Genomic DNA, 26,945 nt, shown 5'->3' with positions numbered 1-26,945 from the left:
TAACCGGCGCAGGCGACAGTAAGATGACAGATTCTGCCGATCAAGCGGCCGCGTCGCCACCCGAGGCTTCATGCACGGACCTGCCATTTTCCGAAAGGAACGAGGCTATCGTTTCGATGACGCCACGATCGCTGACGATACGGCGATGGCCTAGCCCATTTGCCCAATGAAGCCGCGCCGTCGCAAGGCCGTCAAAACGGCGGGCGTGGTCGGCTGCGACCTCCTTGTCTTCCTCCGCATGCACAACCAGCAGAGGCGTGCTGCGCCGTGCTGCTGCTGCGACCGTATCAAAATCGTCGAGCGAGGCACCGGCCACCTGCTCCGCCCGCCTGATCAACTGTCCCTTGACGCGCGGCGTGAGCCCGATCATTCGTGAAAATTCGTCGAACAGCCAATGGATATGGCTCGGAGCGCCGATGACCACCAGTTTGGAAGGATGGATCGCACCCGCGCCCTTCATCACCCCACCGGCCGCCAGCATCAGGGCAGCACCGCCGAAAGAATGGCCGATCGCCGCATCGAAACGGCCGAAACGCCGCTCCGCCTCCACGACCGCATCGACCGCCTGGCGCATGTTGAGACTGCGGCCGCTCGACAGCCCATGCCCGGGCAAGTCGAGCACGATGATTTCGGCGCCGGTTTCGGCGAGCCCCGATGGCAGAGCGGAAATATAGGCGGCGCTGGAACCCCAGCCATGCACCACCAGGTAACGCGGCCTTTCCGGCCTGTCATCGCCACGGAAACGATAGGCCATGACGGTCGATTTCCCGAGCGCGAACGACATCTTCTTTGCTGTTGCAAGCCTCCTTCGCCCCTCCGCCTCCGCAGCCTTCGCCTTCTCTCCCCTGGGGCGGCGCGATGGCGTACGGCAAAAAAGCGCGAAGGCGAGCTTTGCCGAAGTCTCTGGAAAGGGCCTTCCTAGGGAGGAAAGCGTGAAACGGATGACCTTCAGTGCAAAATTTGGCATAGTGAGGAAATCCCATAATGTTCAATGTTGAACAATAAAGTACAAGAATGAACAAAAATCAACCCCTCCCCTGGGACCATCCTCGTTTTCGAAGCTGGGTGGCCGTGGCGCGCGCCTGCCAGCTCATGCAGAGTGTGCTGACGCGCGAGCTCGCGAGCCTGGACATCAAGCCGCCGCATCTCGATATCCTCGTCAATCTCTACCGTTTCGAGGGGATCTCGCAGCAGGAACTGGCGCGCAAACTGCTCGTCGGTCGCTCCAACATGAGCATGACGCTGCCGCAGATGGAAAAGCGCGGCCTGATCGAGCGGCGCGGCGACGCGAAGGACAAGCGCGTGCTGCGCCTCTACCTTACGCCGGAGGGCCGCAATGTCGCCGAGGAGGCGATGGCGATCCAGACCGCCCTCATCGAACGGTCCCTTTCCACGACGCCGATCGAGCAATGCCATGCCATGGCGGAGTCGATGGAAAAGATCGTTCTCGCGCTGCAGGCGGAGAATGTCGAGGAAAGCGAGTCGGCCTGACGATCAGCGCGACCGTTGCGGCGGATCGCGGCTTAGTCCTTTTTCGGCCAGGTCGCGCTCGTAGCCGGCAAACAGCTCGGCACCGCGTTCTCCGAGTTCCCGCAGATAGGACCAGGTGAAGATGCCGCTGTCATGCCCGTCATCGAAGGCGATGCGCACTGCGTAATTGCCGGTCGGCGTGATGGTCCGGATCTCGACATTCCGCTTGCCCGGCACCGTCACCTTCTGCCCCGGGCCGTGGCCCTGGACCTCGGCGGAAGGCGACAGGACCCGCATCGTTTCGGCAGGCAGCGGAAAGGCCGCGCCGTCGCTGAAGGTGATATTCATCGTGCGGCGGTCCTTCGAGACCCTGAGTTCCGTCGGCCAGATATCGCTCATCGTGAAACCTCCGCCTTGTCGTGCATCCGCCGCATGGATTATGAGCTTCACCGGCCGGCTGCAAGCTGTTTTCTGCTCGCCCCTGTTCTTGCCGGGCAGACTGTCATACACTTGACGCGAAGGTTCAAAATCCCCACGTTCGGCGAAAGGGAGATCATCACGTGAACGGTTTCGCAGGGCAGGTTGAAGGTGCAACGCCATTGGTTGCCGGCAAGGCGCCGATGATCGATCCGTTCGGCCGCACTGTCAGCTATCTGCGCGTCTCGGTGACCGACCGCTGTGATTTCCGCTGCACCTATTGCATGGCGGAAAACATGACCTTCCTGCCAAAGAAGGACCTGCTGACGCTGGAGGAGCTGAATCGACTCTGTTCCGCCTTCATTTCCAAGGGCGTCCGCAAGATTCGTCTTACGGGCGGCGAACCGCTGGTGCGCAAGAACATCATGTTCCTTGTGCGTGAGCTTGGCCGCCACGTGCATTCCGGCGCGCTCGACGAACTGACGGTCACCACGAACGGGTCGCAGCTCGCCCGCCATGCCGATGAGCTCTACGATTGCGGCGTACGCCGCATCAACGTCTCGCTCGACACGCTCGACCCGGCGAAATTCAAGGCGATCACCCGCTGGGGCGATTTCAGCAAGGTCATGGAAGGCATCGACGCCGCACAGAAAGCGGGCCTCAAGATCAAGCTCAATGCCGTGGCGCTCAAGGACCTCAATGCGGACGAAATCCCTGAAATGATCCGCTTCGCGCACGGCCGCGGCATGGACCTGACGGTGATCGAAACCATGCCGATGGGCGAGATCGAGGAAGACCGCACCGACCACTATCTGCCGCTTTCAGAGCTGCGGGCCGATCTGGAAGGTGAGTTCACTCTTGCCGATATCCCCTACAAGACCGGCGGCCCTGCCCGCTATGTCGAGGTGAAGGAAACCGGCGGGCGGCTTGGCTTCATCACCCCGATGACCCATAATTTCTGCGAGAGCTGCAACCGCGTCCGGTTGACCTGCACGGGTACGCTCTACATGTGCCTCGGCCAGAACGATGCTGCCGATCTCCGCACGGCGCTGCGCGCTTCCGAGAGCGACGAATATCTCTATGCTGCGATCGACGAAGCGATCTCGCGCAAGCCGAAGGGCCACGACTTCATCATCGACCGCCAGCACAGAAAGCCCGCCGTCGCCCGCCACATGAGCGTCACGGGCGGTTAGAAACGGTCAGCGTTTCTCTTCCTCACGTCCGACTGATCGATACGCCGCCGTCCGCGAGCATCGAGGCCCCCGTCACGAAGCTTGACATGTCGGACCCCAGAAACAAGGCGGCTTTCGCGATCTCCTCCGGCTGGGCAACGCGTTTCAGCGCATGCAGGCCGTTGATGAAGTGGACTGTCTCCGGAAGCGCTCCGGGAAAATTGATCGGATTGGCATCCGTATCCACCCCGCCCGGCAGCAGCGCGTTGACCCGAACGTTATGGGGTCCGAGTTCCGCCGCCAATACCTGCACCAGGCCCGTAAGCCCGGCCTTCGCCGCTGCATAGGCGCCCATGCCCGGCATGCCGGCACTGTGACCGACGAATGTGGACGTGAAGATCATCGAGCCGCTGCCGCGTGCCATCATCGCCGGCGCTTGGTATTTCGCGGCGAGAAAGCCGCTTGTGAGATTGAGCTCCAGCGTGGCGCGCCAGTCGTCCGTCGATGTCTCCGTCATCGGCCCGTAACCGACCGTGCCGCCCGCATTGTTGAAGGCGATGTCGAGCCCGCCGAAGCGTTCCACCGCGGTTTCAACCAAACGCCGATGCAGATCCTCGTCGCGGATGTCACCTGCGACGGCCACGGCGCTGCCGCCTCCTGCCTCGATTTCCTCGACCAACATGCCGAGCAGTTCGCTCCGCCGAGCCGTGACGACCACACGCGCGCCCTCATCGGCAAAAAGCCTTGCCGCGGCCCGGCCTATGCCGGCGCTCGCGCCGGTGACGATTGCAATCTTCCCTGCAAGGATTCTCATGGGGATCTCCGCTTTGCTGTTTGCATTAATGCGGCATCCAAATTTCAGATCAGGGCACCTTCGGCCACCCGTTTCCTGCCTCGCGTGAACGCGATGTCTGCGCGTAGACATCCGGGCTGCAGGGCGAGCGGCCCGACCGGTCGCAGAAGGTCCGCTGAACGTCCCCGGTCTTTACGAAACCCTCCAGCATTGTCCAGGTGAACATGCCGTCGCCCGCGCCGGCGGCTCGATGACAGGTCGCACATGGCGGGCTCGGCCGGAATGCCTCGATACCTTCGCCCGGCCTGATCGAACCATAGGTCCAGCGGTCCGCGTCGCGACGCTTGACGAAGATGGCTGTCAGCTCGTCGCCTGAAAAGCTCTCCATCAGGATCATCATCTCCTCTGCGGGCTTGCGTTCACGCAGCGCGGCAAGCGAAGCATTGTCGACCAGCATGTTGCGATAGCTCCCATCCGGCCGGTCGACCCGGGCATAGCGGGTAAAGCCGTCACCGAGATTGTCTGCGGCAACCGCGAAGACCGCGGCCATCGCGGAGAAAAACCCCGTGACAGCCGTCAACATGACCGCCGATCGCGCCGGCCGTTCATCGCGAAAGAACGACATGATGAACTCCATGCGGCAAGGCGACCCGCCCGATCCTTTCCAGCGAAGGAGCCTCCCCCTTCAATACCCTGAAAACCTCCAGCCCTGCCCCGGCATCCGGCCCGGCGCCTGGATGCCCTTCGAACACCATCGCCAGCAGATGGTCGCCCGTGAGGTCGAAAGTCCCACCTTCGGGAAGCACGCCCTCGAACGGATAGTCACCGGCCTTTTCCAGCCTGCCGGTATCCGCATCGAACGTCAGCAGCGAGACTGTCGCCTCGCGCAGATGGCGTGGCGATCCAGGCGGAAAGGCGGTTGCGCGCATGTTGATGGTTGCCACGAAGCGACCGTCCGGGCTCACGGCCATGCCCTCCGCTGAATTGCCGGTTTCCACGGCCATCAAATGCTCGTGACGGGCCTCGCCGGCTTCCGGATCGGCAAGGCGTATGACACTCATGGTCGAGGGCGTCGTGGGGATGCGTCCGTCGAGGGTCGTTGCGGAAAAATCGCGACCCCAGTTCGAGGTCAGATAGTGCCGCCCGTCCGGGGTGAAGCGCCCGACAAAGGGATCCTTGCCGACGTCAACCACATTGCCCCAGGGCTGCAGCGCCGGCCCTGATTCGCCATCTGAAAATTCAAAGAAAGCCACGCGATCCTGCGTGTTGATGTTCACCGCAAGGAATCGTCCCGTGGGGTGCCAGTGCACATTCGTTGCCGTTACCCCTCCGCGTGGTGTCTCGGCCGAGCCGATGATCCCCAGGCCGGCGAGATCGGTACGGCTGACCTTGCCGAACCTGCCGCCTGTGAACTCGACGATCTGCAGCAGGCTTGCCTCGGCGGTATTGGACACAACGGCGATGTACTGTCCGTCCGGGCTTACCGCCAGCGCTTCGGGATGAGTGCCGACTTCGACCGTGTCAGCGGATCTCGGATCGGCGATGTGGGAAAGATCGACTGCGAACAGGCGGTTGCCGGGCGGCAGGTCCCTGACCGTCGTGCCCCCTTCCGACCTTTCACCGAGACGTTCCGCCACGAAAGCGGTGTGCCCATCCGGCGCCAGTGCAAGGACCTCCGGCGCTGCGGTCACCGAATTCGAGATCGGCAGCGTGCTTTTCGACACGCGGCCGTCGGCAATGGAAAGAACGGTCAGCATATCCCTGTACCCGGCCTCCTTCGGGGCCAGGATCGAACTGCCATAGATCCCGGCAACAAAGTCGCCATCGGATATTGTGACAACCCGACCGGCTGAAATCGCGCCAAGGATGTCGGCGGATTGCGCCGACACTTTGCCTGCGCCGCTTATGCCGAGAGCCAGCGCGACAGCCGTGCTGCCTATAGGATGCGATATCTTCATGATCCAGATTCCTTCCTTCGCTGCAAGGACAAAGCCCTTGTCTTTGAAGAGGATAGGGATCACTCTGATTGCTTTCCAATCGGAATATAACGATCTGTGATAGGCAATCCGCATCAGGAGTCATGATGGATATCCGCTCGATGGCCTGCTTCGTCGCCGTCGCCGAGGAACTGCACTTCCGCCGGGCGGCTGAGCGGCTGCACCTCACCCAGCCGTCGCTCAGCCAGCGCATCCGCGCGCTGGAATTCGAAGTCGGCACGGATCTTTTTGCCCGTGATCGCCGCAGCGTTACTCTCACGCCTGCCGGCCAGGCGTTCCTCGAACCGGCTCGTCGGGCGATCGAGAACGCCAAGGTGGCCAAGCAACAGGCTCTTCGAGCCATGCGCGGCGAAGTTGGCCGGCTGCGGCTGGGCTTCACCGTGATCGCCTTCTACGGTGTCCTGCCTGAGGCGGTACGGGCTTTTCGCCACCAATATCCGCAGGTGGAGGTCGAGCTCTTCGAGATGAATTCGCCATCGCTTGAAACGGCGCTGATGACCGGAACGATCGATCTTGCCGTCCTGCATCCGCCGCTCGCCAATCCGGACCTTGCGATCCGCGGCCTGCCCGATGAACCCCTCGTACTCGCCCTGCCCTCCGGCCACCCGCTCGCGTCGCGGGCCGAGATCCGGATTGCCGATCTTGCGGAGGAACCGCTGCTGATCGCACCGCGCGGCATCGGCCCCAGCATCTACGATCGCGTCATCGCGCTCTTTCAGGTGGAAGGCATCAGCCCGCATATTGTTCAGGAAGTAACACCCATGACGACGCTCGCCGGGCTGGTCGCCGCCGGCGTCGGCACGGGTTTCGTGACCGCGGGACTTTCCCGCCTGCCCCGTCCGGGCGTCAGCTACCGCCCGGTCACGCCGACGCCGCCATCGTTGCCCATGGCGGCGTCCTGGTTGAAGCCGGCGCTTTCGGCGAGCGGAGAGCGTTTCCTCGAAACGGTCGCCGCCCTGATCGGAAAGAGTGCCTAGGCGGCGTCGCTATGGCGCATGTCCGCCCGGCGCTCGTAGGCTCCGGCGTGGAACGAGACGTTAGGATCGCGCGTCTTGAAGCGCTCGATCTTCTCAGACAGGATTTCCACGCGGCGGCGCAGGCCGTGGATCTCGGCATTGTTCTCCTCGACCATGGCGGCGTTGCGCTGGGTGATGAGTTCCACTTCCTGCACAGCCTTAGTCACCTCGTTGATACCCGTCGACTGCTCCCCGGCCGCCGCGGAAATCTCGGCGACCAGTTTGCGGACATCGGTGATGTGCGAGATGATCTCGGTCAGCGCCGTGCCCGTTTCCTCGACGAGATGCACGCCGTTGCTGACCTGATCCGAGCTCGCCGAAATGAGACCCTTGATCTCGCGCGCGGCACCTGCACAGCGCTGCGCCAGTTCGCGTACTTCCTGCGCCACGACCGCGAAGCCGCGGCCGGCATCGCCTGCACGCGCCGCCTCGACGCCGGCATTCAATGCAAGCAGGTTGGTCTGGAAGGCGATCTCGTCGATCACACCGATGATCGTCGCGATTTTGTCGGAGGAGCGACTGATCTCGCCCATGGCGTCGACCGCACGGGCCACGACCTCGCCGGAGCGAACGGCGAACTCTTCCGTCTCGTTCACCGAGACCGAAGTCTGCCTGGCGCTTTCGGCCGTCGAGCGGACGATGTCGCTCAGATGCCTCAGCGCCCGCGAGCTTTCCTCCAGCGCCGCCGCCTGCTGTTCGGTACGGCGGGCCAGATCGTCGGCGGAGGAGGCAAGATTGCCCGTGCCGCCATCGATCTCTTCGGCGGTCGAGCGGACATCGGCCAGCGTCGCACGGAGCGCCTCGACGGCCTGATTGTAGGTGCGTGCCATTTCGATGAAGTCTTCCGGCAGGTTCTCGTCCATGCTGCGCTCCAGGTCGCCCTCGGCGAGCTGGCCGAGCACGTCGGACAGTGCCGTCAGCGCCTGACGCTGTTCAGCGGCGATCCGGGCGCGTTCGGTGGCGCGGCGTTCGGCCTCGGCATTGGAGAGGTCACGCGCCGCGGCGGCTTCCTGCTCCAGGCGGACATTCTCGAGCGCCGCATCTCGGAAGACGGTGACCGACCGGACCATGTCGCCGATTTCGTCGCCACGTTCACGACCTTCGATCCTCACTTCGAGATCGCCGGCGGCAAGTCGCTTCATCACCTCGGTGACGCGGCGCAGCGGACCACGCAGCGTTTCGACCAGCATCAGGCCGCCGGCGATCGCAAGCAGCGTACCAACCACCATGGCGACGACAGAAAGCTGGGCTGAACGTTCGCTGTCCTCCTTGCCGACTTCCTGAGCCTGTGCGACGAAGTTCTTGAGGCCCGCCATGCCGGCCGTCAGGGTTTCCGTCGCCGTGGTGCGGGCCTTGCTCCATTCGGCGGCGATCGCCAGAAGCTGGGCCGTATCGTCCTCCATAGACTTAAGCCGCGGCTGCAGCATGGGCGCAAACTCGCGCATGGCCGGATTGCGGGCGAGTTCGGAAACCTCGGCGCTTGCCTGGCTCAGCTTCTCCATGACATCGAGGACGGTCTGGCGTGCCTCTTCGGTCTGGGTGGCGCGCAGACGCTCGACATAGAGCTCCATTGCGTCGATGAGGCGCAGCGATTCTGCGCTGCGATCGAGAAGCGTGCGCAAGCTGGCGACTTCTCCCTCGATGCTGGCGAAGCGTGAAGCCGCATTGCCGGCCTTGTTCGTGACCTCGGCCTCCATCTCCGACTGGTATTTCATGAATGCGCTTGCGGCGAGCCTGATCGCCTGCGCCTTCTGCGGCACCGGCTGGTCGCTCTTGAGAAGCGCGGTCATCTCATCGATCGCGTCACGGATCGGCTTCAGCTGCTTGACCCCGTTCGGCGTCAGCATGGGCTGCACCTCCTCGAAGGTCTTGGCCAGGATGCCGAGATACATGTCGGCGGTACCGATCGTGCCGTCATCCGTGCCAGTCCCGCGAACATTGTTGCGAAGTTCGCCGATCTGTTCGGCGATCGCCTTGTAGGCATAGGCTTCGAGCACCATGCCCTTGGCGAACTTTTCCTTGCCCTCGAACTGCTTGCGGACGTTGGCAACCTGATCGGCAACCCCGGTCGCGATGGTGCGGATATCTTCGACGTTGTAATCCAGTGCCGCCGCATTCTGATCGCGCTTCTGCTTGATGGCCCAGAGAGCCTCCGTATCGGCACGCAGCTTCGGGGCAAGGCCGGACACGACGGCGACGCGCTCGCGATCGCCATCGGTGACAAGCAGGCCTTCCAGCACGTCCACGCCGCTCGCCTGCCTGTCGATGCCAGCCTGAACGGCAGCCAGGGATGCGTCGTCAGGCTTGCTTGTGAAATCCTGAAGCACTGCCTGGAGGTTTTCGAAATCGCCGATATTGTCGATTGTCGCGCGCGTCACGGTCATGTGTCCGTTCAGCATGCTCGCGGTGTAATAACCGGCAAGGCCGATGCCGGCGATCAGCAGGACCAGCGGCACCACAAAAAGAAGGACCTTGGTGACAATCCTTCGGCTCTGAAGAAGACGATCGATGAAAGACATTTTTCCCCCACGGCAACCTGGCGCCGGTTTCGCGCCAGCGGCATTCGCGAAACGGTAACGGCATGATTCCAGCCTCATGCGGGAATGATTTCGCCTACAGTCGACAAATTCAGTTGAACAAGGGTTAATTCGGCACCCTTACAAATCGCTTTGCCACATCCCATTGCATATTAGCCTCCCTCTAACTCTACTCAAAAGAGTACCGCCCGGCGCATGATCGGGCTGGCGACAGGTAAGCCGTTGCTTTAAGAGAAGCGCTCGATACCGGAGGGAATCGGGAATGGCATCGTCGGAAAACTCGCGGGGAGCGCTCTTCATGGCGCTCGCCATGGCGGCTTTCACCTGTAACGATGCCATAGTCAAATCGATCACGTCCGAACTCGGCGTCGCCCAGATCATGGCGGTACGCGGTGTCATGGCGACCGCGCTCATCTACTGTGTCGCGCGTTACCTCGGCGTCACCCTGTCTCTCAAGATGGTCATGCATCCGCTGGTACTGCTGCGCACCTTTTTCGAGATTGGTGCCACCCTCACCTTCCTCTCGGCGCTGGCCCATATCGAATTCGCTGCCGCATCCTCAATCATGCAGTCGCTGCCGCTTGCCGTGACCTTGGGGGCGGCCCTTTTCCTGGGTGAACCGGTCGGCTGGCGGCGCTGGACGGCGATTTCCGTCGGTTTCCTCGGTGTCCTCCTGATCATTCGGCCCGGTCCGGAAGGCTTCACGCCGGCTGCCCTGCTCGCCGTCGCCGCCTGCTTCTTCACGGCAAGCCGCGATCTCACGACAAGGCGGATCACCGCGGATATTCCGACACTCACCGTCACTCTCTTCACGTCGTTTGCCAACACCGTCGTCGGCGTGATCCTGATCGCGCCGATGGGCGGCTGGCAGCCGATCAGCACCCCCACGCTCGGTTATCTGGCGCTTGCCTCCGTCCTCGTCTTCGCCGGATATCAGGCGGTCATCAAGGCCATGCGCGTCGGCGAAATCTCCTTCATCGCCCCCTTCCGTTATACCGGCCTGCTCTGGGCATTGGTGATCGGCATCTTCCTGTTCGGAGAGCATCCCAATGCCTATATGCTCACCGGTGCTGCCATCGTCATCGGCTCCGGCCTCTACACCTTCTACCGTGAACGCAAGCGGCGGAGTCCTGTAGCGGAAAAGGCAAGCGTGGCACCGCCGGCCTGACGGACGCCGGAAAGCAGTTTGACGAGAGGAAGGACGACGTGCAGCAAAGCCGATTTCTGGACAGACAGACCCCGCCCCATATCCTGACGCTGGTCGTCTGCGCAGGTCTTGGAGCGCTATCGCTCAATGTCTTCCTTCCGTCTCTTTCGGCCATGGCGATCCATTTCGGCACAGACTATGCCGTCATGCAGCTCGCCGTTTCCGGCTATATCGCCGGCACAGCATTGCTCCAGCTCGTGCTCGGGCCGCTTTCCGATATTTTCGGCCGCCGCCGCGTGATGATCGGCAGCATCCTCATCCTGCTCGTCGGCACGCTGATCTGCCTCGCCGCGCCGAATGTCACCGTTTTCATGTTCGGGAGAATGCTGCAGACGGCGGTCGTCGCCGGTTTCGTGCTGCCGCGCGCCATCATCCGCGACACGGTGCCGATGGAGAGCGCCGCCTCGATGATCGCCTATGTCACCATGGGCATGTCGCTGGTGCCGATGATCGCGCCGACGATTGGCGGCACGCTCAGCGACCTGTTCGGCTGGGAAGCGAATTTCGTCCTCATATTGGGACTCGGGCTCATCACCCTGGTGCTTGTCTCCGTCGACCTCGGCGAGACAAACCGCGCGCCGGCGGCGAGCTTCACGGCGCAGTTTAAAAGCTGGCCGGACCTTTTCCGGTCGCGCCGCTTCTGGGGCTATACGCTCACCTCGACCTTCTCCTCCGGCGTCTTCTTCTCCTTCCTCGGCGGGGCGCCCTTCGTCGGCACGGCGATCTACCATCTCACGCCCACCATGCTCGGCGTGCAGTTCTTCCTCATCGCCGCCGGTTACATGGTCGGCAATTTCATCTCTGGACGTTATACCCGGCGCTTCGGCACAATGACCATGATGATCTCCGGCAGCGTCGTCAGCCTGATCGGCGTCTGCATTACCGCCGCCATTCTTCTCGGAGATGTCGCGTCGGCAACCGCCTTCTTCGCGCCGCTGGCGCTGACCGGCGTCGGCAACGGGTTGACGCTTCCGAGCTCGAATGCCGGCATCGTCAGCGTGAGACCGCATCTTGCCGGGTCCGCCTCGGGCCTCGGCGGCGCGATCACGGTCGGCGGCGGCGCTGCTCTCTCGACGCTTGCAGCGGCGGTGCTGAAAGAGGAAGGCGGGGCGATACCGCTCCTCGTGGTAATGGGCATCTCGACATTGTTCGCGCTCGCCGCGACCGCGTATGTTCGTCGGATCGACCTTCGCGAAGGTGCGATCGAAACCCGGGATGCCGATCGATGACCGGCCCCGCGCTCCCCCCCGGCCTGATCCTCGCCGGCGGCAAATCGAGCCGCATGGGTTCCGTCAAGACGCTTCTGGAGATCGGCGGCGACACCATTCTCAGCCATATCGTGCGGCGGCTCTCACCCCAGGTTTCGGGGATCACGCTCAATGCGTACGACGATTTCCCCAACCCGCTCGGGCTACGCCTCATCCCGGACAAGCTCGCCGATCAGCCAGGACCGCTCGCGGGCGTTCTTGCCGGTCTGCGCGACGTGGAGACCCGCGGCATCTCTGCAACTCATCTCCTGACCGTACCGTCGGACGGCCCCTTCGTGCCGACTGATCTGGTCAGCCGCCTTCAAGCTGGAACCGACGATCCGGATGCGATTGTCATCACCGCTTCGGACGGACGCAGTCACCCGGTTTTCGGGCTCTGGCCGATCTCGATCGCCGACGATCTCGAAACCTGGCTCGCCGATCCGCAAAACCGACGCATCAAGGCTTTCCTGCAGCGTCACCGGGTAGTGACCATCGAATTCCCGCGGATCGAGACACTTCACGGCCTGCTCGATCCTTTCTTCAACATCAACACACCGGAAGATCTCGAAGAGGCCCGGCGTTTCGCGGAGGTTCTTCAATGAGCTCTCCCCGTGTCTTCGGCATTTCCGGCTGGAAGAATTCCGGCAAGACCGGATTGACGGTGCGGCTCGTCGCCGAACTTACCCGCCGTGGCTACCGGATCTCGACGATCAAGCATGCCCACCATGATTTCGACATCGACAAGCCGGGCGCCGATTCATTCCGTCATCGCGAGGCCGGTGCGTGCGAGGTGGCGATCGTCTCCGACAGGCGCTTTGCCATCATGCACGAACTGCGCGAGGAGTCGGAGCCGCGCCTGGACGATATCCTGGCCCGGCTGGAGCCTTGCGATCTGGTCCTGATCGAAGGCTACAAGCGGGAACTGGTTCCGAAAATCGAGACCCGGCGCCTCGAATCGAAAAGCCGCGACCCGCTTTCGCCAAACGATCCGCATATCGTCGCCATCGCAGCCGACCATCCGGTGACGGACACGGCTCTGCCGGTCTTCGACCTCGACGACACGGCGGCAATCGCCGATTTCATCGTGACGGTGATGGAACTTCCCAGACAATGAAAAACCTGCGTGCCGACCGCTCACTCGTCATTCCCATCCTCGGGTTCAACCCGAGGACGAGGACAAGCTGAGCCGCCGGATCGCTCCGGCGGCTTTGTCTCGGGGCAGCAGAAACCCTTACTGGTTCGAGGCGACCGGCTTCACCAGCGGCGTGATGCGGCGGATGGTGACGCGGCGGTTCTCCTGGTTCGGACCGTCTGTCCGAACCTTGAGGTAACGTTCGCCATAACCCTGGGTCGCCAGGTTTTCCGGCGGAATGCCGAAGGCGTCGGTGAGTACCCGGGCAACCGATTCCGCGCGCTCATCGGAGAGGATGAGATTGCTCTCGTCCGAGCCGACCGCATCCGTATGGCCCTCGATCAGGAAGGTTTCGGACGGGTCTTCCTCCAGCACCCGGTTCATCGCCTCGGCGACCCGGCGCAGCGAACTCGCCTGGTTCATCGGAATCTCGGCACTTCCGGTCGCGAAGGTGATCGTATCGAGGTCGATGCGTGGCACCTTGTCACGGATACGGGCCGAATAGCGGACTTCATCCAGTGAATAGACGCGCTCGACCCGTTCGACCGGCGGCTGTTCGAGAAACTCGTAATAATCCCGGTCCGGCTCGCTCGAGGTGTCGATGATATAGTTCTCGATCGGCACCGTGAGCCGCATTGGTGGCAGGTCATAACCCGGATCGCGCCAGACATAGTCGCGGTCGCGACGCTCGGCCATCAGTTCCGGCGCATAATAGAGAACATATTCATTCCCGCCCCGCACGATGCGCGACCGCTGGACGATCTCGCCGTAACGGTTGCGGATCGTGACGATACGGGTGCCGTCATCGCGGATGAAGACTTCGCGTACCCGGCCGTCGCGCAGGCGCTCATATTCCGGCTCCCGGCCGTCGACGTAGAAGCGACGGCTGTCGTCATGGCGGACGAAGGTCTGGTTGTCGATCGAAATGATCGTCCGCGCGCCGTCGCGATCCCGATCGCGGTCCCTGTCGCGGCTGACCTCCTCACGGAACTCCCAGCCTTGCGGCCGGTCGAATCGCGGACGCCGGTCGAGCCGTTCGCCGCGTTCCTCGATCATGGCGCGAACCTGCTCTTCCTGCTCACGGCTGAACGTCGTGCCGGACTGAGCCTCGGCGTCGGACTTGGGCGGGGCGAGTTGCTGCTCGGTCTGCTGAGGAGCTGGCCGGCGGCGTGGCCGCTCGCCTTCGCGGAGCGGTCGCGGCTGTTCCTTGGCGCTGTCAAGCACTGCAGCACCGTTCTCGACCGGCAGCACGATCTGCTCGCCCTCACGCGCCGAAGACGGGTCGCGCGCGATCTGACGGGCCCGTTCGATCTGCTCGGGTGTGCGCGGCGGTTCGGGCCGGGCCTGTTGCTGTTCGTCCAGCGGCTCGCCGGGAGCCGGTCGGACCGGGCTGGCCTGGTCGCGCGGGGTCTCTCCCCGGGGCGGCAGCGGCGGCTGGCCTTCCGTTGTCTGACGGCGCGGCTGTTCGCCCCGGGCAGGTTGCTCCTCGGTGGTCTGGCTTTCCCTTGCCGGCGGCCGGGGACGCGTGTCCTGTGCAGTACCTCTGCCGGAATCCTGGCCGGATCTCTGATCCTGGGCATTGCGGCGGGCCGGCGCCTCCGGGGCAGTTTCAGGCGTCGCCGCACGGTCTCGCGCACGGGGCCGGGGTGTCGGGGTTTCAGCCTGATTTTCCGTGGGGGTCGCCTTGCGATCCTGGGCATTGCGGCGCTGCTGGCGGTCACCGCCTTCCGGTGCAATCTCGCGCTGCGGCTGGGCTTCTCTCGTTGTCGACCGCTCGGTCTCCGGAGCCGCCTGTCCGCGCTGGCGGTCCCGGCGCTGTTGGCGCTCGCCGCCCTCGCCCTGTCCGGTCTGCTGTTGCTGACGACGCAGCAGACGTTCTGCGCCACCCTGGTCCTGGTCGGCCTGCTGCTGGCGGCGCTGCGGACGCTCTGCCGGTGCTTCCGCAGCCGGCCGTTCCGCCTGAGGTTCACGGCGCGGTGCGGCTTCGCGGGGGGCTTCCGGCTCCGCCTGACGCTGGCGCCGCGGCTGTTGCTCTTCCTGCTGCTGGGCGCGCGGCGCCTGTCGCCGTTCGGCACCACCCTGCTCGCGGTCACCGCCCTGCTCGCGCCGCGGCCGCTGCTGCTCTCCGCCGCCTTCGCCTTCCTGCTGCTGCCGCCGCTTCCTCAACAGCAGCGGATCTTCTTCCTGGATCTTGATGATGCCCGGCATCTGACCGGCCTCGATCATGGGTTTCGGCGGCATGGCCGCCGCCGGCTGCATCATCAGCGGCAGCGAAACGAAGGGCGCTGCGACGCTGGCGAACAGTCTGAATTTCCTCGACATGGACATTTCCTCTTCTCGGGGTGCTATCCCTTTCACGCGTCCTTTATTGCCTTTTTTCAGGCGGACTTACGCTTCGGCTGAATGCTATCCAGCCGGAGATGGTTCCGTTTAAGGCTGTGCCAGCCGGTCTGAACCTCGCGTGAATGTGTTGTTCATGTTTCAGCGGCAAGTGAACGTGCACGTAAAATGCCGTTGCAATTTCGTCCGAGCCGGTATCTATAAAATCCAGAGGGGGCGAAGCGCCCCGCTCCTGACGGCAAAACAAGATGAACCATGCCGTCGGCGCTGCCAACAGAGAGGATCATCATGAATATCTCCACCCGCTTCTTCGCCGCCGCTTCGATCGCCGCGCTGTCGCTCTTCGCCGGCTCGGCGATCGCCCAGGAAAAGCTCGTGATCGGCACGGAAGGCGCCTATCCCCCCTTCAACAATCTCGAAGCCAACGGCGAGCTCACCGGCTTTGACGTCGATATCGCCAAGGCGCTCTGCGAGGAGATGAAGGTCACCTGCACCTTCGTCACCAATGACTGGGACGGCATCATTCCGGCACTGCAGTCGAAGAAATTCGACGCGATCATCGCCTCCATGTCGATCACGCCGGAGCGCGAGGAACAGGTCACCTTCTCCAAGAAATATTACAACACGCCGCCGGCGATCGCCGTGCCGAAAGATTCGCCGATCAAGGACGTGGCCGGCCTCAAGGGCAAGACGATCGGTGCGCAAGGGTCGACCACCCACTCCAACTATGCTGAAAAGCACATGCCGGATTCCGAGCTGAAGCTCTATCCGACGGCTGACGAATACAAGCTCGACATTGCCAACGGCCGTATCGACGCCGTCATCGACGATATCGTCGTGCTCTCCGAATGGCTGAAGTCGGATGCCGGCAACTGCTGCAAGATCCTTTCGCCCCTGCCGATCGATCCGGAGATCAACGGCGCAGGCGCCGGTGTTGCGGTGCGCAAGGGCGAAACCGCGCTGGCCGACAAGTTCACGGCGGCGATCGCCGCGATCCGCGCCAACGGCAAGTACAAGGAAATCAACGACAAATATTTCGATTTCGACGTTTACGGCGACAAGTAATCGTCTGAATAGGCCTGACAATCCGGCGGAAGGCTTGCCCTTCCGCCGTTTTTCTTTTTAATGAAACCAGCATAACATCAGCGGCGCGACAGAGGCCGCGGGGGAAAACGACCTTATGAGCGGATTCTTTTCCGCCCTCTTTGGCGCGCTCGATCCGCTTTGCGGTCCTATCGGCCTTTTTTCACTGTTCGGTTCGGGCACGCTTGTCGCCTGTGGTGAAGCCGGCTGGGGCGACGAAATCGCTTTTGGTGTCAAGGTGACGATCTCGTTGGCGCTTGCCACGCTTCCTGTCGGGCTCGTGATCGGCTTTCTGATCGCGCTTGCGGCGCAATCCGAGGAAAAGCTGCTGAGGCTTGCCGCCGGCATCTATACGACGATCTTCCGCGGCCTGCCGGAACTCCTCACCCTCTTCATCGTCTATTACGGCCTGCAGATCCTGATCCAGTCGGTGCTTTCCTCCCTCGGCTACGAAGGGCGTATCGAGATCAACGCCTTCCTGGCCGGCATGGCGGCGCTGGCGGTCGTCTTCTCCTCCTATTCGTCCGAGGTGCTGCTGTCGGCCTTCCGGGCGATCCCGCGCGGACAGTACGAGGCGGGCGACGCTCTCGGCCTGCGCCGCTGGCGCACCATGCGGCTTGTCATCCTGCCACAGCTCATCCGCATCGCCCTTCCGGGCCTCACCAATCTCTGGCTGATCCTTTTGAAGGACACGTCCTACGTCTCGGTCATCGGGCTTGCCGATATCCTGCGCCAGACGGGCATCGCCGCGCGCGTCAGCAAGGAGGCTTTCTTCTTCTATGTCATCGCCTGCATGCTTTACCTGATCCTCGCGATGATTTCGTCCTTTGGCCTCGGCTTCGTCGAGCGCTGGGCCAAACGTTCAGGGATCAGCCGATGACCGCCGTTACGGAACTCATCCCGCCTCAGCCTGCACCCGCGGCCGTGAAACGAAAACTCGGAGCCGCCAGGATCGCCGGCATAGCCGTTCTTGCCGTCTGGGTGCTGCTGGCCGTCGCACTCGCCGGCATGGTCGTCAGCGGTTGGGATCAGGCCAAATTCCTGCGCTACGGGCCGCGCTATCTCCATGGCCTGTGGGTGACTATCTCGCTGGTCGGGCTTGCCGTCATCCTCGGCGCGATCCTGTCGTTGCCGATCGCTTTTGCGCGCATGTCGAAGAACCGCTTCCTGAACGGCATCGCCTATGCCTATGTCTATGTCTTCCGAAGCACGCCGCTGCTTGCCCAGCTCTTCCTGATCTATTACGGGCTCGGCAGTTTCCGCCCGCAACTGGAGGCCGTCGGTCTCTGGTGGTTCTTCCGCGAGGCCTGGTATTGCGGCCTCTTCTCATTCGTACTCAACACCGCCGCCTATCAGGCGGAAATCCTGCGCGGCGCAATCGAGAGTGTGCCGCGCGGCCAGCATGAGGGTGCGGCGGCACTCGGCATTTCGAAATACATCGCCTTCCGCAAGATCATCCTGCCGCAGGCGCTCATCGTGGCACTCCGCCCCTATGGCAACGAGATCGTGCTGATGATGAAAGGCTCGGCCGTTGTCGCCATCGTCACCGTCTACGACCTGATGGGCGAGACGCGTTATGCCTTCTCGCGCACCTTTGACTACCAGGCCTATCTCTGGGCGGCGATCTTCTATCTTGCCATCGTCGAGGCGTTGCGGCACGTCTGGGCCTTCCTCGAAGCCCGCCTGACACGCCATCTGAAACGTTAGCAGCACTCGCCGAAATTCGCTGCTAACACATTGAATATTTTCACGAATACCTCCTTATGAAGCAATTGTAAAGCCTCGGTTAACCGTGGCATGCTCCCCTTGTCGGGTGGCGTGAAAGCGTCATCCGGAAAACAAGAAATGGGAACTGCTGATGTCTGAAATGGAAATGATGCTGAAGGGCTATGGCCTTACCACGGCGCAGATTTTATACCGCCTGCCCGATCACCCCGTGCTGCTGCAAAGCTATGTCTGGCAGGACTACGATCTCGCGCCTGATTTTCCTGCCATGAAGGATTTCCTGAAGTTCTGGCAGGAGAAGCTCGACGGACCGCTGCATTCGGTCCGCTACGTCCACCGCAAGCTGATCTCGGCCAGCGAGTGGCGCTCGGTCAAGGGAGAGATCGTGGTCCACTGACGGAGCGCGGACGCCTGAGGCCTAGACATGCACCTCGCCGTGGGCGAATTCGCCCTCGTCGGGTTCGCGATGCATGGCGGCATATAGGATGGCGCCGTAGAAAAGTGCGACGACCATCGTCACGCTCCATCCCGGCAGCGGCCCAAGCGCTGCGTTCTGCACCGCCTCGGACACCGTAAAGACGCCATCTGTCGCCGGTTGATCAGGCAGGAGCTTGGGCGTCGATATCTTCAGGAACCATGCGAACAGCAGGATGAGGTACATCCAGACGTAGTTGCGTCGGATACGCCGGAACAGCGCCTCACGATAGCTGATGATGAAGCGAGGATTGCGCAGGCTTCCGGCGATGCCCGCCGCCCAATCCGGCCTGAGATCGGCCTGCGGATCGAGCGCCTGTGCGAAATAGTGCCGCTCCAGCTTGCGCACCCTGGCGCGGTAGACGTCGAAGAAGCGGTAGCGCCGCGCCTCGATCAGCAGAAGCAGCGATACCAGCAGCATGGCGAAGATCACCACGCCGTGATGGGAAGTCGGCGTCGACAGCGAGATCGACAAGAGCGCCGCCACCATTGTGATCGCCCAGTTGGAGGTGCGGTCGATGCGGTCGCGCCAGCTCGTCATCCGGCCCAGCTCGCCGCGGTAGTAGTGGATGATCATATTGGCCTTTTCGCCGGACGTAATCGGCAGCATGGGCGCCCGCCGCTCGACATTTTTCTCCAGTACACTCGGCTCCTCAACCGCGGCCATGATCCTTTCCTCCCAAGGTTTTATTTGCTTTATCTTTCAACGAACAAACCGGCACGCCGTTCCGTCTCATGGACAAACGGCGGCTGGCGGCTTAAAGCCGCTGCCAAACGAGGAATGCGACCATGAAGAAGATCGACGAGGAAGCGCTGGCAGAGGCCTATAACCGGGCGCTCGCGCTGGAAAAGGCGGGCGACGTCGACGCCGCCGTGAACGCGTACAGACAGGTGCTGGAGATCGATCCGGAAGACCACGGCGGGGCTGCCGTTCGCATCGCCGCCATGGGCCGTGGCGAGACGCCACCAAAGGCGCCGGACGCCTATGTCGAAACCCTCTTCGACCAGCATGCAGGAAGCTTCGAGGACATCCTGGTCGAACAGCTCGGTTACGCCGTGCCGGTCATGGTGCGCCAGCGCCTGCAGGCATTGGAGCTCGGGCCTTTCAAACGCATGCTCGATCTCGGCTGTGGCACCGGCTTGACCGGCGGCACGCTGCGCGACATGGTCGACGATATCACCGGCATCGACCTTTCCGAGAACATGGTCGAGATCGCCCATGAGAAGGATCTTTACGAGACGCTCTACGTCGCGGAAGTCGAGGATTTTCTCGAAGATAACGACGACGAACCGTTCGATCTCGTAACCGCCACGGACGTACTTCCCTATCTCGGCGCACTCGAACCGCTCTTCTTCGGCGCGGCGGAGAACATGGTTGCCGGCGGCATCTTCGCCTTCTCGTCCGAAACGCTGCCGCCATCCGACGGTCGGCCCTATGTCGTCGGGCCGCACCAGCGCTTCCTTCATTCGGAAGCCTATATCCGCACGCGGCTCGCCGACACCGGCTTCGAGATCGTCGAGATTTCGGAGATCAACGTACGCATGCAGGACGGGCATCCGAGCCCGGGCCATCTGGTCATTGCGCGGTTGAGGGGTTAGTTTTCCCGCCGACAGAGGGAGGAATCGCGATGAGCCCGCAGCGCTATCTTCTCGCGCAGGCCTATAACAATGCCTGGGCCAACCACCGGCTCCTGAAAGCCTGTAGCCGGCTTTCGCCGGAAGAAGTCGCCGCAAAGCGCGTCAGCTTCTTTCCGTCGATCATCCATACGCTGAACCATATCCTGACGGTCGACTGGCTTTATATCAGTGCACTCGAGGGCAACTGCATAGGTGCGGCGGCCTTCGATCCGGAAATCCCTTTCCCCTTCTTCGCTGATTTGGAACGCGAGCAGCGAGCCGCCGACCGACGTCTCATCGATCACTGTCGTGGCCTCGATGCAGAGACGCTCACACAAGAGGTTCGCATCCCGCGCGAGACCCATGTGCAGGTGGAGAACACCGATCGCGTGTTGCTGCATCTCTTCCAGCACCAGATTCATCACCGCGGCCAGGTTCACGCCATGCTGTCGGGAACATCCATCCCTCCGCCGCAGCTTGATGAGTTTTTCGCCGCCGACGAGGAACAATTGCGAAAACAGGATTTTGCCGAACTCGGTTTCACCGAAGCCATGATCTGGAGTTGATCTGAACCATGCTTTATTTCGTCATCAAGGCCCTGCATCTCCTTTCCGACTTCCTGTTGATCGGCGGCATGCTGATCAATGCCTTCGTCATCGGCATGGTCCCGCCGGCGATCCGCGTGGGCGTCATCTCGGCGCTGCGCAAGTATGACCGCATCGTGACCACCGCCGCGCTGGGCGGCGCATGGATCTTCGGCCTCTGGCTCGCCTTCGGTTACGGTTTCTACACAAGCGGCTGGTTCGGCTTCAAATTCCTCATCGTCGTCATGCTGTCGGCCCTGCACGGCATGCAGGGTGGCTGGATGCGTCGCATGGAGGCTGATCCGAAACTCGATCCGCCGGCCTTTGTACGCGCCGGCATGCCGATCATTCTCATCTCGATCGTGCTGATCGTGGCACTGGCAGTGATCAAGCCGTTCTGATCCCGGCGATGTCTCCGCCCCGCACCGCGATAAGGACAGATCGCCTGGTCCTTCGTCCGACCTCTGCCACCGACGCGGAACGCGCATTCGAGATCCAGTCGGACTGGGAGGTCACGCGCATGCTGCGCATGGCCACCTTTCCTGCGGACCGGCAGGCGACCTTCGAGTGGTTCGCCGACCATGAACGGGAATGGTCCGCCGGTGAGGCCTATCGCTTTGCGGTGGAGATCGCCGGCCGCATGGTGGGCCTTGTCGATGTCGATGTCGATGTCGATGTCGATGAGATCAAAGATGGCGAGGGCGACCTCGGCTACTGGCTCGATCGAGATTCCTGGGGCTGTGGCTACGCATTCGAGGCCGCGAATGCTGTGGTCCGTTTCGCCTTCGGCGAGACCGGTCTTTCGACGCTGAAATCCGGGCATGCAGCGGACAATCCCGCCTCCGGGCGCGTCCTGACCAAACTCGGCTTCGTCCCGGTCGACATCGTGGAACGCTTTTCCCGGCCGCGCGGTGAACCCATCCAACAATGCCGGTATGTGCTCGCGTGCCGCTAGAGGTCAGGTTTTCGGCAGCTCGGCCGGCGGTTCGACATCGGAGGGCACTGCCGGCTCATCATGAGCCTTGTTCAGTTCAACTCCGCTCAACTCTGAAGACACTGCAGACTTCTCGCCTGCGCTCTCCTCGGCGGCTACCTTCTCCAGTATCTCCGCTTCCTCTGTCCGGTAATGCACCTGGTCGAGGCTGCCGAGCATGCCGTTGGCGATCTCCCGCTCGCCCATGATCGTCTTGTCGGCGCCGAGTTTTTCCAGATGCTCGATCTCGGCATCGGAATTCGCTCGGCAGAGGATGAGCAACGCCGGGTTTACCTGCCGCGCCTGCATGACCACGTTACCCGCTTCGAAGGCGTCCGGGATCGCCACGACGAGGCTCTTGGCCGCGCCGAGATTGGCAAGCTCCAGCACCTTGGGTGAAGCGGCATTGCCGACGATCACCTCGATGCCCTTTTTCAACAGTTCCTGGACGCGGTTTTCGGAATCCTCGATCACCAGGAACGGAATGCCGGAGGATTTCAGGTTGGCGACGACGATGCTGCCGACCCGTCCGTAGCCGACCACGACGGCATGGCCGCTCAGTCGCGTTGCGGCCACCTCGCCATCCTCGCCGGCCGTCGTCAATACGGGCTCACTCTCTTCCAGCCTGGCGGAAGCCTCCGCCTCGGTCATCGGACCGCTCCCTTCCATAGCTACCTCGGCATCGCTCGGAGCCTCAGCCGGCGCGCGATAGATGCGTGCCTCAAGCCCCGGCCTGATCTTGTCGCAAAGATAGAACATGACCGGGTTCAGGATGATCGAGATGATCGCGCCCGCCAGGATCAGGTCGCGGCCTTCTTCCGGCAGCATGTTCAGGCCGACGCCGAGTTCTGCAAGAATGAAGGAGAATTCGCCGATCTGCGCGAGGCTTGCTGAAATCGTCAGCGCAGTGCCCGCCTTGTGCCCGAATGCCATCACGATCAGGAAAGCGGCGATCGACTTGCCGATAACGATGATGAACACCGTGCCGAGCAGGGTCAGCGGGCTGTTGAGCACGATCGACGGATCGAACAGCATGCCCACCGACACGAAGAAAAGCACGGCGAAAGCATCCCTGAGTGGCAGGCTTTCCTGTGCGGCCCGGTGTGACAGCTCGCTTTCAGACAGGATCATGCCGGCGAAGAACGCGCCGAGCGCCAGCGACACGCCGAAAAGTTTTGCCGCGCCGAAGGCGACGCCGAGCGCAATCGCCAGCACGCCCAGCCGGAAGAGTTCGCGCGAGCCGCTATGGGCGATGCGATGCAGGATCGCCGGGATGACCCGCCTTCCGACCACCAGCATCAGGCCGAGGAAGGCCGCGACCTTCAACAGCGTCACACCGATGATGCCCGTGATCCCGAGGTCGATGTTGAGGAGTTGTGCGACGGCGATCGCCACCGGGTCCGGATGCGTCGCCTCGCCGCCGATGCTCGCCAGCGCTGGGATCAGCACCAGTGCGAGAACCATGGCGAGATCCTCGACGATCAGCCAGCCGACGGCGATCTTGCCGCGATCGGTCTCGACCAGGCGGTGCTCCTGGAGCGCCTTCAGAAGCACTACGGTGGAGGCGACGGACAGTGCAAGGCCGAAGACGAGGCTGCCGCCGAGCGGCCACCCCAACAGCGTTCCCATGCCCCAGCCGAGCAGCGTGGCAAAGCCGATCTGCACGATCGCCCCGGGCACGGCGATACCGCGCACGGACAGGAGGTCCTTGAGCGAAAAGTGCAGGCCGACGCCGAACATCAGCAGGATGACACCGATTTCAGCCAATTCCGGCGCAAGGCTCTGGTCCGCCACGAAACCGGGCGTATGCGGACCGACAAGAATGCCCGCGAAGAGATAACCGACCAGCGGCGGCAGGCGGAAACGATTGGCGATGGCGCCGAAGATGAACGCAAGCACAAGACCGCCGACGATCGTGGAAATCAATGGCGTCTCATGCGGCATCGACGTCTCCCTCTGGAAATCTCCTGACAAACCTGCCATATATGGCTTATGTTGACCAATATGGGCAGCTTTTACAGATGGGTCAAGACGCAAGGCAAATGATTTTGACGCCGGCTTTGTGCCGCGCGGCCAGAGGCCTTCTCGATTGGACGCAAATCGATCTCGCGGAGCGTTCGGAAGTCTCACGCAGCACCATCCGCGACTTCGAAGGCAACCGCCACGACATTCACCGCGCGACCGCTGCGCAGCTTCGTCGCGCCTTCGAAGAAGGCGGCGTTATGTTCATGGACGTGGATGGCTGCGGCATGGGCGTCTGCCAGAGGAATGGCAGCCTGCCGAAAGCCTGATATCTCCCCCGGCAGCGGGCAAAAAGACAGGACCGACGGCAGACTCTGCTTTTCGAGACGGTCGCATTGCTCTAATCCTCCCTACCGCACACAAGGAGATTCAGCATGGCGAAGGTGGCATTCATCGGTCTTGGGGTTATGGGCTTCCCGATGGCGGGGCATCTTAAGGAAAAAGGCGGTCATGACGTCATCGTCTATAACCGCACCGCGTCCAAGGCTGCCGAATGGGTCAAGAGATATGGCGGCAAGGCTGGCGCCACGCCCGCCGAAGCGGCGAAGGATGCCGATTTCGTCTTCACCTGCGTCGGCAATGACGACGATCTCCGCTCGGTGACATTGACCGAGACCGGCGTGCTTGCCGGCATGAAGCCAGGCTCGATCCTGATCGACAATACGACCGCCAGCGCCGAAGTCGCCCGCGAACTCGAAGCCGCCGCCAGGGAAAAAGGCATCGGCTTCATCGATGCCCCCGTCTCCGGCGGCCAGGCGGGTGCGGAGAACGGCGTGCTCACCGTCATGTGCGGCGGCGATCCGGCGACTTTCGACAAGGCAAAGCCGATCATCGACGCCTATGCCCGCATGGTTGGTCTGATGGGGCCGGCAGGCAGCGGCCAGCTCACCAAGATGATGAACCAGATCTGCATTGCAGGCATCGTCCAGGGGCTGGCGGAAGCCGTCCATTTCGGCAAGCAGTCCGGCCTCGACATCGAGAAGGTCATCGAGGTGATTTCCAAGGGAGCCGCCGGCTCGTGGCAGATGGAAAACCGCTACAAGACGATGATCGCCGGCAAATATGATTTCGGCTTTGCCGTCGATTGGATGCGCAAGGATCTCGACATCGTGCTCACCGAGGCCCGCCGCAACGGCGCGAAGCTGCCGCTGACGGCGCTTGTAGATCAGTTCTACGGCGACGTGCAGGCGATGGGCGGCAGGCGATGGGACACGTCCTCGCTGCTTGCACGGCTTGAAAAAAAATGAAGCTGTCGCCGGATTCTCCTGCAGAGGATATCGTTGAGCATCTTCAGACGCTGCGCAACGAGGCCAATATCGCCGGCATGAGCCGCTTCGGCATCGATACCGCCACTGCGCTCGGCATCACCACGCCGCAGATGAAGGCGATCGTTCGCCAGGTCAAGAAAGATCACGCCCGCGCGCTGAAGCTCTGGAATACGGGGCTTCGCGACGCCCGCATAGCCGCCATCCTCACAGCCGATCCGAAAACGCTGACCAGGGCGGAAGCCGAGCTCTGGGCGGGCGATTTCAATTCGTGGGAGATCGTCGATACCGCCGCCGACCTCTTCACCGGTACGCCGTTCTGGAAGGAGCTCGTCGGCGAATTCGCGAAGGACGAGCGGGAATTCGTGCGCCGCACCGCCTTTGCGATGATCGCCGGCGCGGTTGTGCACAACAAGAATGAGCCGGACGAGACGTTCATCGCCTACCTGCCGCTGATCGAGGCCCATTCCGCCGATCCGCGCAATTTCGTGAAGAAGGCGGTCAACTGGGCGCTGCGCAATATCGGCAAGCGCAACCGGACCTGTCATACTCCTGCGCTCGCCTTGTCGCAGAAGCTCGCCGCGTCTGCCGACAAGACTGCCCGCTGGATCGGCAAGGATGCCGTGAGAGAGCTGTCGAACGAAAAGACTCTGGCGCGGCTGAAGTAGCCCTTAATCCTCTCCCGACTTCTGGTTGTCGAGCACCATATAGTCGAGCGGCAGTTCGGTCGTGTATTTGATCTGCTCCATGGCAAACGCCGAGGAAACGTCGCGGATCTCGATTTTGGCGATCAGCCGCTTGTAGAAGGCATCATAGGAGCCGATATCCGGCACGACGACCCGCAGAAGATAATCGACGTCGCCGCTCATGCGATAGAACTCAACGACTTCCGGAAAATCCACGACGACTTCGGAAAAGCGCTTCAGCCATTCGATCGAGTGGCTGGCGGTGCGGATCGACACGAAGACGGTGACTTTGGTGTTGACCTTGACCGGATCGAGCAGCGCCACGCGGCGGCGGATGACGCCGTCCTCTTCCATCTTCTGAATGCGCCGCCAGCAGGGCGTGGTCGACAAGCCCACCTTCTTGGCGAGGTCCGCGACGGCGAGAGTGGAATCTTCCTGCAGAATGCGCAGGATCTTGCGGTCCAGGCGGTCCATTGACAGTCCTTTCGAAATGATTTTTCGTTATACACATAAATCATAGCAGTTAACCGAATTTTGTTTCAACGGATCAGGCTATCCACATTCTGTCGCAGAACCGGCAGCACATCGGCCTCGAACCAGGAATTCTTCTTCAGCCAGCCGGTGTTGCGCCAGCTCGGATGCGGCAGCGGCATAACGCGCGGCGCCTCGTTCACGAAGAAATGCTCACGCCAGTTCCGGACCGTTTCCGTCATGCCCTTCCCTCTGCGGCTGCCGAGATGCCAGGCATGCGCATAACCGCCGACAGCCAGGATCAGTTCGATCTGCGGCATGGCGGCGATCACCTTTTGCCTCCACAATGGCGCGCATTCCCGCCTTGGCGGTAGATCGCTGCCCTTGTCATCGTAACCGGGGAAGCAGAAGCCCATAGGCACGATCGCGAACCGGTCGGGATCGTAAAACTCTTTGCGGCTGACGGCCATCCAGTCGCGCAGCCGATTGCCGGAAGCATCGTTGAAGGGAAGCCCGCTTTCGTGCACGCGCAGGCCCGGCGCCTGTCCGGCGATCAGCACCCGGGCCGTTCGTGAAAGCACGGCCACCGGTCGTGGCTCGTGAGCCAGGCGATCCCCCTCGCCTTTCGCCGGCGTGTCCCGACAGACGCGGCATGCGGCGATCGCCTGCCGCAGCCTCGCGATCTCCTCATCACGATCGACAATCCCGTCCATG

30 protein-coding genes are annotated in these 26,945 nt (G+C 62.4%); 19 read left to right on the top strand and 11 right to left on the bottom strand.

The genetic code is table 11. From position 1 onward, the window contains the following. Nucleotides 1-40 precede the first annotated feature (40 nt). The gene (locus tag J2046_RS21205) at nt 41-754 is read right to left on the bottom strand and encodes an alpha/beta fold hydrolase (protein ID WP_233470186.1); all 714 of its coding nucleotides are present in this window, start codon (nt 752-754) and stop codon (nt 41-43) included. Here J2046_RS21205 and J2046_RS33930 point away from each other — a divergent pair. After that, a complete protein-coding gene (locus tag J2046_RS33930) occupies nt 753-998 on the top strand; it encodes a hypothetical protein (protein WP_233470185.1) in 246 nt (81 codons plus the stop codon). The two genes, J2046_RS21205 and J2046_RS33930, sit on opposite strands and share 2 nt — an antisense overlap. A gap of 16 nt (nt 999-1,014) precedes the next feature. Further along, complete coding sequence (locus tag J2046_RS21200) at nt 1,015-1,491, top strand: MarR family winged helix-turn-helix transcriptional regulator (protein ID WP_210055315.1); 477 nt, start codon at nt 1,015-1,017, stop codon at nt 1,489-1,491. 3 nt (nt 1,492-1,494) lie between these two features. Here J2046_RS21200 and J2046_RS21195 read toward each other — a convergent pair whose 3' ends face one another. Beyond that, nucleotides 1,495-1,869: a gamma-butyrobetaine hydroxylase family protein gene (locus tag J2046_RS21195; RefSeq protein ID WP_210055312.1), complete on the bottom strand. Its 375-nt coding sequence runs from the start codon at nt 1,867-1,869 to the stop codon at nt 1,495-1,497. Between the two features lie 221 nt (nt 1,870-2,090). Here J2046_RS21195 and moaA point away from each other — a divergent pair, with 221 nt between their 5' ends. Further along, nucleotides 2,091-3,080, top strand: coding sequence for a GTP 3',8-cyclase MoaA (gene moaA, locus J2046_RS21190; RefSeq protein ID WP_210055545.1), 990 nt, complete (start codon nt 2,091-2,093; stop codon nt 3,078-3,080). A gap of 22 nt (nt 3,081-3,102) precedes the next feature. Here moaA and J2046_RS21185 read toward each other — a convergent pair whose 3' ends face one another. Genes J2046_RS21185 through J2046_RS21175 form a run of 3 tightly spaced genes read right to left on the bottom strand, consistent with a single transcriptional unit; the run spans nt 3,103 to nt 5,810 of the window. Next, complete coding sequence (locus J2046_RS21185; protein WP_210055311.1) at nt 3,103-3,873, bottom strand: SDR family oxidoreductase; 771 nt, start codon at nt 3,871-3,873, stop codon at nt 3,103-3,105. Between the two features lie 49 nt (nt 3,874-3,922). After that, entirely contained in the window at nt 3,923-4,477 is a 555-nt protein-coding gene (locus J2046_RS21180) for a hypothetical protein (RefSeq protein WP_210055309.1), read from the bottom strand. Beyond that, nucleotides 4,458-5,810: a lactonase family protein gene (locus J2046_RS21175; protein ID WP_210055307.1), complete on the bottom strand. Its 1,353-nt coding sequence runs from the start codon at nt 5,808-5,810 to the stop codon at nt 4,458-4,460. The genes J2046_RS21180 and J2046_RS21175 overlap by 20 nt, the downstream gene beginning before the upstream one ends. A 125-nt stretch (nt 5,811-5,935) precedes the next feature. Between J2046_RS21175 and J2046_RS21170 the strand changes: the two genes are divergently transcribed. Next, the gene (locus J2046_RS21170) at nt 5,936-6,826 is read left to right on the top strand and encodes a LysR family transcriptional regulator (RefSeq protein ID WP_210055305.1); all 891 of its coding nucleotides are present in this window, start codon (nt 5,936-5,938) and stop codon (nt 6,824-6,826) included. Here the strand turns inward: J2046_RS21170 and J2046_RS21165 are convergent. Then, complete coding sequence (locus J2046_RS21165; protein ID WP_210055303.1) at nt 6,823-9,384, bottom strand: methyl-accepting chemotaxis protein; 2,562 nt, start codon at nt 9,382-9,384, stop codon at nt 6,823-6,825. The genes J2046_RS21170 and J2046_RS21165 overlap by 4 nt on opposite strands. 280 nt (nt 9,385-9,664) lie before the next feature. Here J2046_RS21165 and J2046_RS21160 point away from each other — a divergent pair, with 280 nt between their 5' ends. From J2046_RS21160 to mobB, 4 genes are read left to right on the top strand one after another with little or no spacing between them, the layout of a single operon-like run. Next, nucleotides 9,665-10,570, top strand: coding sequence for a DMT family transporter (locus tag J2046_RS21160; RefSeq protein ID WP_210055301.1), 906 nt, complete (start codon nt 9,665-9,667; stop codon nt 10,568-10,570). Nucleotides 10,571-10,608: 38 nt separating this feature from the next. Continuing rightward, nucleotides 10,609-11,838, top strand: coding sequence for a multidrug effflux MFS transporter (locus tag J2046_RS21155; protein ID WP_210055299.1), 1,230 nt, complete (start codon nt 10,609-10,611; stop codon nt 11,836-11,838). After that, nucleotides 11,835-12,461: a molybdenum cofactor guanylyltransferase MobA gene (gene mobA / locus J2046_RS21150; RefSeq protein ID WP_210055297.1), complete on the top strand. Its 627-nt coding sequence runs from the start codon at nt 11,835-11,837 to the stop codon at nt 12,459-12,461. The genes J2046_RS21155 and mobA overlap by 4 nt, the downstream gene beginning before the upstream one ends. After that, a complete protein-coding gene (mobB, locus tag J2046_RS21145) occupies nt 12,458-12,973 on the top strand; it encodes a molybdopterin-guanine dinucleotide biosynthesis protein B (RefSeq protein WP_210055295.1) in 516 nt (171 codons plus the stop codon). The genes mobA and mobB overlap by 4 nt, the downstream gene beginning before the upstream one ends. A gap of 117 nt (nt 12,974-13,090) precedes the next feature. Here mobB and J2046_RS21140 read toward each other — a convergent pair whose 3' ends face one another. Then, nucleotides 13,091-15,313, bottom strand: coding sequence for an OmpA family protein (locus J2046_RS21140; RefSeq protein ID WP_210055293.1), 2,223 nt, complete (start codon nt 15,311-15,313; stop codon nt 13,091-13,093). A gap of 306 nt (nt 15,314-15,619) precedes the next feature. On the opposite strand from J2046_RS21140, the gene J2046_RS21135 reads away from it, so the two are divergent. From J2046_RS21135 to J2046_RS21120, 4 genes are all read left to right on the top strand, one after another. Further along, nucleotides 15,620-16,396: an ABC transporter substrate-binding protein gene (locus J2046_RS21135; RefSeq protein WP_210055291.1), complete on the top strand. Its 777-nt coding sequence runs from the start codon at nt 15,620-15,622 to the stop codon at nt 16,394-16,396. Nucleotides 16,397-16,511: 115 nt separating this feature from the next. Further along, nucleotides 16,512-17,294, top strand: a complete 783-nt coding sequence (locus J2046_RS21130; RefSeq protein WP_210055290.1) for an ABC transporter permease — start codon at nt 16,512-16,514, stop codon at nt 17,292-17,294. Continuing rightward, nucleotides 17,291-18,121, top strand: coding sequence for an ABC transporter permease (locus J2046_RS21125; RefSeq protein ID WP_210055288.1), 831 nt, complete (start codon nt 17,291-17,293; stop codon nt 18,119-18,121). The genes J2046_RS21130 and J2046_RS21125 overlap by 4 nt, the downstream gene beginning before the upstream one ends. 151 nt (nt 18,122-18,272) lie before the next feature. Continuing rightward, nucleotides 18,273-18,536 (top strand): usg protein, encoded by a 264-nt coding sequence (locus J2046_RS21120; protein WP_411828532.1) that lies wholly within the window; start codon nt 18,273-18,275, stop codon nt 18,534-18,536. A 21-nt stretch (nt 18,537-18,557) separates the two neighbouring features. On the opposite strand, the gene J2046_RS21115 is transcribed toward J2046_RS21120, so the two are convergent. Next, nucleotides 18,558-19,280 (bottom strand): DUF2270 domain-containing protein, encoded by a 723-nt coding sequence (locus J2046_RS21115; RefSeq protein ID WP_210055285.1) that lies wholly within the window; start codon nt 19,278-19,280, stop codon nt 18,558-18,560. 122 nt (nt 19,281-19,402) lie between these two features. Here J2046_RS21115 and J2046_RS21110 point away from each other — a divergent pair, with 122 nt between their 5' ends. From J2046_RS21110 to J2046_RS21095, 4 genes are read left to right on the top strand one after another with little or no spacing between them, the layout of a single operon-like run. Further along, a complete protein-coding gene (locus J2046_RS21110) occupies nt 19,403-20,212 on the top strand; it encodes a methyltransferase domain-containing protein (RefSeq protein WP_210055283.1) in 810 nt (269 codons plus the stop codon). A gap of 29 nt (nt 20,213-20,241) precedes the next feature. After that, nucleotides 20,242-20,796, top strand: a complete 555-nt coding sequence (locus J2046_RS21105) for a DinB family protein (protein ID WP_210055282.1) — start codon at nt 20,242-20,244, stop codon at nt 20,794-20,796. Between the two features lie 8 nt (nt 20,797-20,804). Next, a complete protein-coding gene (locus tag J2046_RS21100; protein ID WP_210055280.1) occupies nt 20,805-21,215 on the top strand; it encodes a CopD family protein in 411 nt (136 codons plus the stop codon). Between the two features lie 8 nt (nt 21,216-21,223). Continuing rightward, nucleotides 21,224-21,769, top strand: coding sequence for a GNAT family N-acetyltransferase (locus J2046_RS21095; RefSeq protein ID WP_210055277.1), 546 nt, complete (start codon nt 21,224-21,226; stop codon nt 21,767-21,769). 3 nt (nt 21,770-21,772) lie between these two features. Here the strand turns inward: J2046_RS21095 and J2046_RS21090 are convergent, their stop codons facing one another. Beyond that, nucleotides 21,773-23,731 (bottom strand): cation:proton antiporter domain-containing protein, encoded by a 1,959-nt coding sequence (locus tag J2046_RS21090; RefSeq protein ID WP_210055275.1) that lies wholly within the window; start codon nt 23,729-23,731, stop codon nt 21,773-21,775. A 32-nt stretch (nt 23,732-23,763) separates the two neighbouring features. Between J2046_RS21090 and J2046_RS21085 the strand changes: the two genes are divergently transcribed. The 3 genes from J2046_RS21085 to J2046_RS21075 all read left to right on the top strand — a co-directional run bounded on the left by J2046_RS21085 (nt 23,764) and on the right by J2046_RS21075 (nt 25,742). Further along, a complete protein-coding gene (locus J2046_RS21085) occupies nt 23,764-24,078 on the top strand; it encodes a helix-turn-helix transcriptional regulator (protein WP_210055541.1) in 315 nt (104 codons plus the stop codon). 105 nt (nt 24,079-24,183) lie between these two features. After that, nucleotides 24,184-25,056 (top strand): NAD(P)-dependent oxidoreductase, encoded by an 873-nt coding sequence (locus J2046_RS21080; protein WP_210055273.1) that lies wholly within the window; start codon nt 24,184-24,186, stop codon nt 25,054-25,056. Beyond that, nucleotides 25,053-25,742 (top strand): DNA alkylation repair protein, encoded by a 690-nt coding sequence (locus J2046_RS21075; protein WP_210055271.1) that lies wholly within the window; start codon nt 25,053-25,055, stop codon nt 25,740-25,742. Before J2046_RS21080 ends, J2046_RS21075 begins: the two co-directional genes overlap by 4 nt. Before the next feature lie 3 nt (nt 25,743-25,745). Here J2046_RS21075 and J2046_RS21070 read toward each other — a convergent pair whose 3' ends face one another. Continuing rightward, nucleotides 25,746-26,234, bottom strand: coding sequence for an Lrp/AsnC family transcriptional regulator (locus J2046_RS21070; protein WP_037155205.1), 489 nt, complete (start codon nt 26,232-26,234; stop codon nt 25,746-25,748). Nucleotides 26,235-26,299: 65 nt separating this feature from the next. Then, nucleotides 26,300-26,944, bottom strand: coding sequence for a uracil-DNA glycosylase family protein (locus J2046_RS21065; RefSeq protein WP_210055269.1), 645 nt, complete (start codon nt 26,942-26,944; stop codon nt 26,300-26,302). Between the last annotated feature and the right edge of the window lies 1 nt (nt 26,945).

The sequence above is a fragment of the Neorhizobium petrolearium genome (genome assembly GCF_017873175.1).
Taxonomy (GTDB): domain Bacteria; phylum Pseudomonadota; class Alphaproteobacteria; order Rhizobiales; family Rhizobiaceae; genus Neorhizobium; species Neorhizobium petrolearium.
The sequence above is the reverse complement of the archived record's forward strand: the minus strand, read 5'-3'. Positions and strand labels throughout refer to the sequence as shown.